Origin of the sequence: Geobacillus sp. E263 (assembly GCF_007197795.1) — a bacterium.
GTDB lineage: Bacteria > Bacillota > Bacilli > Bacillales > Anoxybacillaceae > Parageobacillus_B > Parageobacillus_B toebii.
In genome coordinates this window covers 2,247,196-2,258,054 of the sequence record NZ_CP041632.1, presented here as the reverse complement: position 1 = coordinate 2,258,054, position 10,859 = coordinate 2,247,196, and the positions used below count along the sequence as shown (strand labels likewise).

The 10,859-nt window shown below is 42.7% G+C and carries 12 protein-coding genes; all 12 read left to right on the top strand.

The annotated features are described in order from the left end of the window. The first annotated feature begins 5 nt into the window (after positions 1 to 5). The gene (rimP, locus tag FNL97_RS11540; RefSeq protein ID WP_015863483.1) at positions 6 to 479 is read left to right on the top strand and encodes a ribosome maturation factor RimP; all 474 of its coding nucleotides are present in this window, start codon (positions 6 to 8) and stop codon (positions 477 to 479) included. 24 nt (positions 480 to 503) lie between these two features. Continuing rightward, entirely contained in the window at positions 504 to 1,652 is a 1,149-nt protein-coding gene (nusA, locus tag FNL97_RS11535; RefSeq protein ID WP_015863484.1) for a transcription termination factor NusA, read from the top strand. 12 nt (positions 1,653 to 1,664) lie between these two features. Continuing rightward, the gene (rnpM, locus tag FNL97_RS11530) at positions 1,665 to 1,955 is read left to right on the top strand and encodes an RNase P modulator RnpM (RefSeq protein ID WP_015863485.1); all 291 of its coding nucleotides are present in this window, start codon (positions 1,665 to 1,667) and stop codon (positions 1,953 to 1,955) included. Next, complete coding sequence (locus FNL97_RS11525) at positions 1,945 to 2,247, top strand: YlxQ family RNA-binding protein (protein WP_062678203.1); 303 nt, start codon at positions 1,945 to 1,947, stop codon at positions 2,245 to 2,247. Before rnpM ends, FNL97_RS11525 begins: the two co-directional genes overlap by 11 nt. A 19-nt stretch (positions 2,248 to 2,266) precedes the next feature. Further along, positions 2,267 to 4,465, top strand: a complete 2,199-nt coding sequence (infB, locus tag FNL97_RS11520; protein ID WP_015863487.1) for a translation initiation factor IF-2 — start codon at positions 2,267 to 2,269, stop codon at positions 4,463 to 4,465. Then, a complete protein-coding gene (locus tag FNL97_RS11515; protein WP_015863488.1) occupies positions 4,462 to 4,740 on the top strand; it encodes a DUF503 domain-containing protein in 279 nt (92 codons plus the stop codon). Before infB ends, FNL97_RS11515 begins: the two co-directional genes overlap by 4 nt. A gap of 15 nt (positions 4,741 to 4,755) precedes the next feature. After that, complete coding sequence (gene rbfA / locus FNL97_RS11510) at positions 4,756 to 5,136, top strand: 30S ribosome-binding factor RbfA (protein ID WP_015863489.1); 381 nt, start codon at positions 4,756 to 4,758, stop codon at positions 5,134 to 5,136. 75 nt (positions 5,137 to 5,211) lie between these two features. Further along, entirely contained in the window at positions 5,212 to 6,120 is a 909-nt protein-coding gene (truB, locus tag FNL97_RS11505) for a tRNA pseudouridine(55) synthase TruB (RefSeq protein ID WP_143415835.1), read from the top strand. A 39-nt stretch (positions 6,121 to 6,159) separates the two neighbouring features. Further along, positions 6,160 to 7,143 (top strand): bifunctional riboflavin kinase/FAD synthetase, encoded by a 984-nt coding sequence (gene ribF / locus FNL97_RS11500; RefSeq protein ID WP_143415834.1) that lies wholly within the window; start codon positions 6,160 to 6,162, stop codon positions 7,141 to 7,143. A gap of 90 nt (positions 7,144 to 7,233) precedes the next feature. Continuing rightward, positions 7,234 to 7,503, top strand: a complete 270-nt coding sequence (gene rpsO / locus FNL97_RS11495; RefSeq protein ID WP_015863492.1) for a 30S ribosomal protein S15 — start codon at positions 7,234 to 7,236, stop codon at positions 7,501 to 7,503. 158 nt (positions 7,504 to 7,661) lie between these two features. Then, positions 7,662 to 9,800 (top strand): polyribonucleotide nucleotidyltransferase, encoded by a 2,139-nt coding sequence (gene pnp / locus FNL97_RS11490; protein ID WP_062678200.1) that lies wholly within the window; start codon positions 7,662 to 7,664, stop codon positions 9,798 to 9,800. An 89-nt stretch (positions 9,801 to 9,889) separates the two neighbouring features. Beyond that, positions 9,890 to 10,855 (top strand): polysaccharide deacetylase family protein, encoded by a 966-nt coding sequence (locus FNL97_RS11485; protein WP_143415833.1) that lies wholly within the window; start codon positions 9,890 to 9,892, stop codon positions 10,853 to 10,855. The last annotated feature ends 4 nt before the right edge of the window (positions 10,856 to 10,859 follow it).

Genomic DNA, 10,859 nt, shown 5'->3' with positions numbered 1-10,859 from the left:
AAAGAATGAGCAAAAAAGTGACGAATATAGTAGAAGAACTAGTCACTCCAATTCTTGCCGACATGGATTTAGAACTTGTGGATATCGAGTATGTAAAAGAGGGAAAAAATTGGTTTTTGCGTGTCTTTATTGATTCCGATAATGGTGTTGATATTGAACAATGCGGCATGGTGAGCGAAAAGTTAAGTGAAAAACTAGATGAAGTCGATCCAATTCCACACAACTATTTTCTTGAAGTTTCTTCACCTGGGGCGGAACGACCGTTAAAAAAGCCGAAGGACTTTACAAAAGCGATTGGGAAAAATGTATATATCAAAACATATGAACCAATTGAAGGAGAAAAGGAGTTTGAAGGCGAACTTATCGGTTTTGATGGAACAACAGTGTCTGTTACGGTTAAAGACAAAACTCGCAAAAAAACAATCGATATTCCGTATGAAAAAGTGGCGAGCGCAAGACTTGCTGTTATCTTTTTTTAATGGTAAAAGGGGGATTTTCGTTTCATGAATACACAATTACTCGATGCCCTAGCGGATATTATCCGTGAAAAAGGCATTAGCAAAGAAGTTGTGATGGAAGCGATTGAAGCGGCGATCATTTCTGCGTATAAACGCAATTTCGGCCAGGCGCAAAACGTACGGGTTGATTTAAATACAGAAACAGGAACGATCCGTGTATTTGCGCGTAAAGAAGTGGTTGATGAAGTAAATGATCCGCGCCTCGAAATTTCTTTAGAAGAAGCACAACGAATCAATCCGAATTATCAAATCGGCGATGTTCTCGAGTTAGAAGTAACGCCGAAAGATTTTGGCCGCATTGCGGCACAAACAGCGAAACAAGTTGTTACACAACGGGTGCGCGAAGCAGAGAGAAGCGTTATTTATGCTGAGTTTGTTGACCGTGAAGAAGATATCATGACAGGGATCGTACAACGTGTAGATCCTCGTTTTGTTTATGTCAGTCTCGGTAAAACAGAAGCGTTGCTGCCGGCTAGCGAACAAATGCCGAACGAAACATACAAACCGCACGACCGCATTAAAGTGTATATTACAAAAGTGGAAAAGACAACAAAAGGACCACAAATTTTTGTTTCACGCACCCATCCGGGATTGCTTAAGCGTCTTTTTGAACTGGAAGTCCCAGAAATTTATGATGGAACAGTAGAAATTAAATCCATTGCCCGTGAGGCGGGAGACCGCTCGAAAATTTCGGTGCATTCCGACAATCCGGAAGTGGATCCGGTCGGCGCGTGCGTCGGTCCAAAAGGGCAGCGGGTTCAAGCGGTTGTGGAGGAATTAAACGGGGAAAAAATTGATATCGTCCGCTGGTCTGCAGATCCTGTTGAGTTTGTCGCAAACGCATTAAGTCCGGCAAAAGTGTTGCGTGTAATCGTCAATGAAGAACAAAAAGCAACGACCGTAATCGTGCCGGATTATCAGCTGTCATTAGCAATCGGCAAACGCGGGCAAAACGCTCGGCTAGCAGCAAAGCTGACAAACTGGAAAATTGATATTAAAAGCGAATCGGAAGCGAGAGAATTAGGAATCGATCCATATGCGCAATCCACTTTTCTTGATTCAGAAGAGACATCGGTCAATAATGAAAATGACAGCAACCAATCATTCGATTTACAAGAAGAGAAAATCGAGTGAGGGGGGAGCGAGATGGCTGGTCAAAAGAAAGTTCCGTTGCGAAAATGCGTTGTGACTGGTGAAATGAAGCCAAAAAAAGAAATGATGCGCATCGTCCGCTCAAAAGATGGGGAAGTTTCCATTGATCCGACAGGAAAAAAGGCTGGTCGTGGCGCGTACATTACACTAGATAAAGAATGCATTTTACTAGCAAAAAAGAAAAATATTTTAGCCCATCATTTAAAAACGGAAATTCCTGATGCGCTGTATGATGAGTTGCTTCAGTTGGCAGAAAAGGAGACTGCTGCTGGAAATGAGCAATAACCGATGGGCATCATTATTGGGATTAGCGAATCGAGCACGGAAAGTAACTTCGGGTGAGGAGCTGACGGTCAAAGAAATTCGCAGCGGCAAAGCAAAACTCGTACTTTTAGCGGAGGATGCGTCAGAAAATACAATGAAAAAAATCAAAGATAAATGCTCTTCCTATGGCGTTCCGCTCCGTAAAGTGTCTGACCGTTATACGCTCGGGCATGCGATTGGAAAAGATGCCCGCGTCGTTGTTGCGATTATAGATGAAGGGTTTGCTAACAAACTACTGACGATACTCGATTGATCTTTATGGGGGTGAATCTATGTCTAAAATGCGTGTATATGAGTACGCGAAAAAAAACAATGTACCGAGTAAAGACGTCATTCATAAATTGAAAGAAATGAATATTGAAGTTACCAATCATATGGCAACGTTGGAACCAGAAGTTGTCGAAAAGCTTGATCATACGTACAACAAAAAAAATGAGCGGCCGCAAGCTTCTGCTCCAAAGGAAAAACAAAAGGCGCCAGTAAAACCGAAAAATTATGTCGATGATTTTGATGACGAAGATGAAGAAGTAGTGAAAACAAAAGTTCCGAAGAAAAAATCGGCAAACAAAAAGAAAGAGGGAAAAAAACACGATTTGCAATTACAGCAGCAAGAAAAGAAAATTTTCCATCAACAGAAAAAGAAAATTAAAGGGAAGGCAAAAGCGAAAGAACAGCAGCCTGTACAACAAGAGCAGCCAATGAAAAAAGAAAAAGAGCTTCCTAAGAAGATTACGTTTGAAGGAACATTAACGGTTGCCGAACTAGCGAAAAAACTTGGGCGCGAACCTTCAGAAATTATTAAAAAGCTATTTATGCTCGGCGTTATGGCAACGATCAATCAAGAGTTAGATAAAGATGCGATCGAACTTATTTGTTCCGATTACGGAGTAGAAGTCGAAGAAAAAGTAGTCATTGATGAAACGAATTTTGAATCGATCGAAATTGTCGATGATCCTGAAGATTTAGTGGAACGTCCGCCGGTCGTCACGATTATGGGGCACGTTGACCATGGGAAAACGACGCTATTGGATTCGATTCGTCACTCCAAAGTGACGGAGCAAGAAGCAGGGGGTATTACGCAACATATTGGTGCATATCAAGTGACAGTGAACGATAAAAAAATTACGTTCCTTGATACGCCAGGACATGAGGCGTTTACAACAATGCGGGCAAGAGGAGCGCAAGTAACCGATATTGTTGTCCTCGTTGTTGCTGCGGATGATGGGGTGATGCCGCAAACAGTAGAAGCAATTAACCATGCGAAAGCGGCAAATGTCCCAATTATTGTTGCCATCAACAAAATGGATAAGCCGGATGCCAATCCAGATCGCGTGATGCAAGAATTAATGGAGTATAATCTTATTCCGGAAGAATGGGGCGGAGATACGATCTTCTGTAAACTGTCAGCAAAAACAGGAGAAGGTATTGACAATTTATTGGAAATGATTTTGCTTGTTAGCGAAATGGAAGAATTAAAAGCAAATCCAAATCGTCGTGCAACCGGAACTGTTATCGAGGCAAAACTGGATAAAGGCCGTGGACCAGTGGCAACGTTGCTTGTTCAAGCAGGAACGTTGCATGTCGGCGACCCGATTGTTGTTGGCTGCACATACGGCCGCGTGCGGGCGATGGTCAACGATACAGGGCGTCGTGTGAAAGAAGCAGGTCCTTCGACACCGGTGGAAATCACTGGTCTTCACGAAGTACCGCAAGCCGGAGACCGTTTCATGGTGTTTGAAGATGAGAAGAAAGCGCGGCAAATCGGAGAAGCGCGCGCACAAAAACAATTAATGGAACAACGCAACATGAAAGCTCGCGTTAGCCTAGATGACCTCTTTGAACAAATTAAACAAGGTGAAATGAAAGAATTAAATATTATTGTCAAAGCGGATGTTCAAGGATCGGTTGAAGCGCTGGTTGCTGCCCTGCAAAAAATCGAAGTCGAAGGAGTGCGCGTCAAAATTATCCATGCCGCTGTTGGCGCGATTACCGAATCGGACATTCTTTTAGCAACGACCTCAAATGCCATTGTCATCGGCTTTAATGTCCGTCCGGACGCCAATGCAAAACGCGTCGCCGAATCCGAAAAAGTCGACATTCGTCTGCACCGCATCATCTATAAGGTTATTGAAGAAATTGAAGCAGCGATGAAAGGAATGCTTGATCCGGAATATGAAGAAAAAGTCATCGGTCAAGCGGAAGTTCGTCAAACGTTTAAAGTATCGAAAGTTGGAACGATTGCCGGATGCTATGTGACAGATGGAAAAATTACGCGTGACAGCAAAGTGCGCCTGATCCGTCAAGGCATTGTCGTTTACGAAGGAGAAATCGATTCCTTGAAGCGCTTCAAAGACGATGTCAAAGAAGTGATGCAAGGATATGAATGCGGTTTGACGATTAAAAACTTCAACGATATTAAAGAAGGAGACGTTATTGAAGCGTACATTATGCAGGAAGTGGAAAGAAAATGATCGGCTTTGTCGCCTGTGAATGTGTAATTTATGATGCGCAATCATTAAAAGAAAAACGTGCTGTGTTACAACGAATAATGACACGGTTAAAACAAAAGTATAATATATCTATAGCCGAAATCGATCACCAAAACGTATGGCAGCGGACTACGCTCGGGATTGTCGCGATTACGTCCAATCGGGTGACAACCGAGCGGGAGCTGCAGCGAGCGCTTGCTTTGATCGATTCCTTTCCGGAATTGGAAAGAACGGTTACGACATTTGAGTGGTTTTAATCGAGGTGATTGGCAATGAATTTACGGGCTACACGTGTCGGTGAACAAATGAAAAAAGAATTAAGCGATATTATTGGTCGCAAATTAAAAGATCCACGTATCGGTTTTGTCACTGTTACTGATGTGCGCGTCACAGGCGACTTACAACAAGCAAAAGTGTATATAAGCGTGTTAGGTGATGAAGAACAACGCCAAAACACTTTAAAAGGGCTGGAAAAAGCAAAAGGATTTATCCGCTCCGAAATTGGGCAGCGCATTCGCTTGCGGAAAACACCAGAAATATTTTTCGAAATTGATGAATCAATCGAATACGGCAATCGCATTGAGCAATTAATCCGCCAAATTTCCACTGAGCACGAAGGCGGGAAAAAAGAAGAGGAAAACAAAGAGGAATAATGGATAGACAATTTGTCTATCCATTTCCATTATGTACATAATACATAAGTTATTTTACTAAGAAAGGGTGCGCAAATGGACGGAGTATTACTATTGCATAAACCGCTTGGAATGACATCACATGACTGTGTTGCACGCATTCGCCGGATGCTGCAAATAAAAAAGGTAGGGCATACAGGGACGCTTGATCCAAATGTATCGGGAGTATTGCCGATTTGCATTGGCAAAGCGACGCGCATCGCTGAGTTTTTAACAGGGGCTACGAAAACATATGAGGGGGAGGTTACACTAGGGATTGCTACGACAACGGAAGACAGCACAGGTGAAATCATCGCAAAACAAAAGGTAGACCGTGTTATTCCACGCGATGAAATCGAAGCGGTGTTCCGTCAATTGACGGGAGAAGTTGCGCAAACGCCGCCAATGTATTCCGCGGTAAAAGTGAAAGGAAAGAAACTATACGAATATGCGCGTGCGGGCATTGAAGTCGAGCGGCCGACTCGCATTGTGACGATCCATGAACTAACATTGCTTGATGAAAGAGACGCGTTTGCAGGAGACATCGTTTCGTTTCGTTTTCGTGTCACTTGCAGCAAAGGTACATATATTCGTACATTAGCAGTGATGATCGGCGAACGTCTTGGCTACCCAGCCCATATGTCCGACCTTGTTCGTACCGCATCCGGTCCATTTTCCTTGCAAGATTGTGTCACATTTGAACAATTAGAGCAGTACATAGAGAGCGGCCAACTGAAGTCGATTTTACTGCCGATTGGCAAAGCACTTTTTCATTTGCCGAAATATGAAATAAATGATAAAGTAGCAGAGAAAGTAAAAAACGGAGCAATATTGCCGCTTCCAGCTTTTTTACAGTCGCTCGAGGGACCGGTATTAATGATAAGCAAGCAAAGAGAGGCACTTGCCCTTTATATAAAACATCCTACTAAACCTCACTTAATGAAACCGTTAAAAGTACTTCGATGATAAGGAAAGTTGCAAAAAAACAGAAGGTGATTAAAGAAAATGAAAACATTGTTTATTTCGCATCCCCATCATATGAAAAAAGAAAAGCTACCCCCTACTGTTATGGCGCTTGGCTATTTTGACGGCATTCATCTTGGGCATCAGGAAGTGATCCGTACGGCGGTGAACATTGCGGCGGAGAAAGGATATAAAAGCGCAGTAATGACGTTTCATCCACATCCTTCCGTTGTGCTTGGAAAAAAAGAGCAGCATACCCATTTCATTACGCCGTTAAAGAAAAAAGAACAGCTAATTGCCCAACTTGGCGTCGATTTTTTATATATTGTTGAGTTTACTCCTGCGTTTGCACAACTGTTTCCGCAACAATTTGTGGATCAGTATATTATCGGTTTTCATGTGAAACACGTTGTTGCTGGCTTTGATTTTACTTACGGGCGTCTTGGAAAAGGAACGATGGAGACATTGCCATTTCATTCGCGTGATCAATTTACGCAGACGGTGGTTCCAAAATTGAGCATTGCCGGAGAGAAAATAAGCTCCACTTATGTTCGAAAGTTGCTGAAAAACGGAGAGGTAGAGCAACTGCCGCGTTTGCTCGGCCGCTTTTATGAAGTGGAAGGAACGGTTGTTAACGGCGAACGCCGCGGAAGAACAATTGGATTTCCAACGGCAAATATTGCGTTAAATGATGATTATTTATTGCCGGCCGTTGGTGTATATGCCGTGAAAGTAAAAATCGGGACGGCCGTATTTGAAGGAGTGTGCAATGTTGGATATAAACCGACTTTTCATTCCACCCGTGAAGGAATGCCGAATATCGAGGTGCATATTTTCGATTTTGCGAAAGACATTTATGGGGAAACGATGACGATTGAGTGGCATGTGCGCTTAAGAAGTGAACAAAAATTTGCAAGCGTGGATGAATTGGTTGCGCAAATTCAGCGGGATAAAGAAAAAGCGCAAGCATACTTTCGCAATTTCACCGAAAACACTTGCATTTTATCGCAAAAAGAGGTATTCTAATGAATGTATGTAAAATAACCATTGCTTGGCAAGTCGAGTCACCGCCGCTTGCTAGGTAATTGGGGTTTATAAACGAGGAGGTGAATAAGGATGGCATTATCACAAGAGCGTAAAAGAGAAATTATCGAGCAGTTTAAAATTCATGAGAACGATACAGGTTCTCCGGAAGTGCAAATTGCTATCCTTACAGAGCAAATCAACAATTTAAATGAACATTTACGCGTTCATAAGAAAGACCATCATTCACGTCGCGGATTGCTGAAAATGGTCGGTAAACGCCGTAACTTATTGACTTATTTACGCAATAAAGACATTGCGCGCTATCGTGAGTTGATTAACAAACTTGGATTACGTCGATAAAAAAAGCGGGAGCATTCCCGCTTTTTTGCTAGTTATATAAGCGATTTTTCGCTATGATTAATAAATAGGAACTGATACATTGCCAATGATTCGTCCATACTAACAGTATATACATTCGTTTATTTTCGATTTGTACATAGAGAGGAGTACTCGTTTATATGGAGCAAGAAAAACGCATTTTTTCCATAGACTGGGCTGGACGGCCGCTTGTCGTGGAAATTGGCCAATTAGCGAAACAAGCGAATGGAGCGGTATTAGTCCGTTATGGCGACACAGTGGTATTAAACACAGCAACGGCATCAAAAGAAGCAAAAAACGTCGACTTTTTTCCACTAACGGTCAACTATGAGGAGCGTCTTTATGCGGTTGGTAAAATTCCGGGAGGATTTATTAAGCGGGAAGGACGTCCTAGTGAAAAAGCGATTTTAGCAAGCCGTTTAATTGACCGGCCAATTCGTCCATTGTTTGCGGAAGGATTCCGCAATGAAGTGCAAATCGTTTCGATGGTCATGAGTGTAGACCAAGATTGTTCTCCGGAAATGGCGGCGTTATTCGGTGCGTCACTTGCCTTAACGATTTCGGATATTCCGTTTGAGGGACCGATTGCCGGTGTTACAGTCGGCCGTGTGGATGGAGAGTTTGTGATTAATCCGACTGTCGAACAATCGGAAAAAAGCGATATTCATCTTGTTGTTGCCGGCACGAAAGACGCGATTAATATGGTCGAAGCTGGAGCGGACGAAGTGCCGGAAGAAGTGATTTTAGAAGCGATTATGTTCGGACATGAAGAAGTAAAACGGCTGATCGCTTTCCAAGAGGAAATCGCCGCCCAAGTAGGCAAAGAAAAAATGGAAGTAGTTCTTTATGAGCTTGATCCTCAACTAGAAGCAGAAATTCGCCAACTGGCGGAAGAGGATATTAAACGAGCTGTTCAAGTGCCAGAAAAATTGGCGCGTGATGCAGCAATTGAGGAAGTAAAAGCTAGTGTCATCGCAAAATACGAAGAACAAGAAGCAGATGAAGAAACATTAAAACAAGTAAATGAAATTTTGCATAAACTTGTTAAAGAAGAAGTGCGGCGGCTTATTACCGAAGAAAAAATACGTCCGGACGGCCGTAAGATTGACGAAATTCGGCCTCTCTCCTCTGAAGTCGGCGTATTGCCGCGCACGCACGGTTCAGGGCTGTTTACGCGCGGACAGACGCAAGTGCTTAGTGTTTGTACGTTAGGAGCGCTTGGCGATGTACAAATATTGGACGGGCTTGGTATTGAAGAAACGAAACGGTTTATGCACCACTATAACTTCCCGCCATTTTCGGTTGGCGAAACAGGACCGATGCGCGGTCCAGGCCGCCGTGAAATTGGACACGGAGCGCTTGGAGAACGAGCGTTAGAACCGGTCGTTCCATCTGAAAAAGAATTTCCATATACCATTCGCCTTGTTTCCGAAGTGCTAGAATCGAACGGTTCGACATCTCAAGCTAGCATTTGTGCAAGCACGCTCGCGATGATGGATGCAGGTGTCCCGATTAAAGCACCGGTAGCGGGAATCGCGATGGGACTTGTGAAAAACGATGACAATTATACGATTTTGACAGATATTCAAGGCATTGAAGACCATCTCGGAGATATGGATTTTAAAGTAGCGGGTACGGCAAAAGGCGTCACCGCTTTGCAGATGGATATTAAAATTAAAGGCTTATCTCGTAAAATATTAGAAGAAGCGCTCCAGCAAGCGAAAAAAGGTCGTATGGAAATTTTAGAACATATGATGCAAACGATCCGCGAGCCGCGCAAAGAGTTGTCGAAATACGCTCCGAAAATTTTAACGATGCAAATTAATCCAGAAAAAATTCGCGAAGTCATCGGCCCAAGCGGAAAACAAATTAATAAAATTATTGATGAAACCGGCGTAAAAATTGATATCGAACAAGATGGAACAATTTTCATCTCGTCTGTCAACGAAGCGATGAACCAAAAGGCGAAGCAGATTATCGAAGATATCGTTCGCGAAGTCGAAGTCGGGCAAATTTATTTGGGTAAAGTGAAGCGCATTGAGAAATTTGGGGCATTTGTTGAATTGTTCAACGGCAAAGACGGTCTCGTTCATATTTCCGAATTAGCGGAAGAGCGTGTCGGAAGAGTGGAAGATGTCGTTTCGATCGGCGATGAAATTTTAGTAAAAGTAATGGAAATTGATAAACAAGGACGCGTTAATTTATCGCGAAAAGCAGTATTGCGCGAGAAAAAGGAAAAAAAAGGCAAACGTCCGGAACGGCATAGAATGAAGCCTTAGGATTTCGCTCCTTAAGGCTTCTTTGTTGTGGGGGAAAGTTCTATCTTGTCCCTTCTTCACATATTTGTAGTATAAAAGGAGGGACAGATGTGAACAGAAATTATACCCGCTATTTATCGGTGGCGATTATGTTTTTCTTTGTTTGGGTCATCATCAATCAGCCACCAGTGAGCCAATATATTACTGTTTTTTTACAAAAAGAGAATATTATGGCTATGAAAGGAGCCGATAAGCTCTATGCAGAAATTGTAGAAAAAGCAAAACAGTATGAAATTCCCCCACAAGATGCGGTCATCGATCGAGTATGGAAAGCAACGCCTGGTTATAACGGATTAAAAATCGATGTGCAAGCTTCGTATGAAAATATGAAAAAGGAAGGAAAGTTTGATGAACGGAAGCTTGTGTACAAACAAGTTCCTCCACGTGTTCATTTAGGAGATTTGCCGCCAGCACCGATTTATCGGGGACATCCGGATAAACCGATGGTCGCATTTCTCATCAATGTGGCATGGGGAAATGAGTATATTCCGAAAATGCTCGATATTTTAAAAAAGCATAACGTGAAGGCAACGTTTTTTTTGGAAGGACGTTGGGTAAAAAATCATCCTGATATGGCAAAAATGATTGTAGATGCTGGTCACGAAATAGGAAATCATTCATATAGCCATCCTGACTTTAAGTCGCTAAATAATGAAAAAATCCGCAAGGAACTAGTCAAAACGAACGAAATCATCGAAGCGACAACCGGGGTGAAATGCAAATGGTTTGCTCCTCCAAGCGGGAGCTATCGTGATGATGTCGTGAAAATCGCCGCTGATTTAGATATGAAAACAATTATGTGGAGCGTCGATACAATTGATTGGCAAAAACCGTCTCCATCTGTTATAGTGAGACGGGTAATGTCCAAAGTTCATCCCGGTGCAATGATTTTGATGCATCCAACGCTATCAACTGCCGAGGCGCTTGAGCCGCTTATTATTTCGATTCAGCAAAAAGAATATGAAATTGGTAATGTGTCTACATTATTAGACGAAAAGAGAATTGTACAAAAATAGGAGG

Bases quoted from the DNA above. Each gene is read 5' to 3' on its own strand.
- ribF (WP_143415834.1), top strand. From the start codon at position 6,160: ATGAAAACATTGTTTATTTCGCATCCCCATCATATGAAAAAAGAAAAG.
- rpsO (WP_015863492.1), top strand. From the start codon at position 7,234: ATGGCATTATCACAAGAGCGTAAAAGAGAAATTATCGAGCAGTTTAAA.
- infB (WP_015863487.1), top strand. From the start codon at position 2,267: ATGTCTAAAATGCGTGTATATGAGTACGCGAAAAAAAACAATGTACCG.
- FNL97_RS11525 (WP_062678203.1), top strand. From the start codon at position 1,945: ATGAGCAATAACCGATGGGCATCATTATTGGGATTAGCGAATCGAGCA.
- pnp (WP_062678200.1), top strand. From the start codon at position 7,662: ATGGAGCAAGAAAAACGCATTTTTTCCATAGACTGGGCTGGACGGCCG.
- FNL97_RS11515 (WP_015863488.1), top strand. From the start codon at position 4,462: ATGATCGGCTTTGTCGCCTGTGAATGTGTAATTTATGATGCGCAATCA.
- rbfA (WP_015863489.1), top strand. From the start codon at position 4,756: ATGAATTTACGGGCTACACGTGTCGGTGAACAAATGAAAAAAGAATTA.
- truB (WP_143415835.1), top strand. From the start codon at position 5,212: ATGGACGGAGTATTACTATTGCATAAACCGCTTGGAATGACATCACAT.
- rimP (WP_015863483.1), top strand. From the start codon at position 6: ATGAGCAAAAAAGTGACGAATATAGTAGAAGAACTAGTCACTCCAATT.
- nusA (WP_015863484.1), top strand. From the start codon at position 504: ATGAATACACAATTACTCGATGCCCTAGCGGATATTATCCGTGAAAAA.
- rnpM (WP_015863485.1), top strand. From the start codon at position 1,665: ATGGCTGGTCAAAAGAAAGTTCCGTTGCGAAAATGCGTTGTGACTGGT.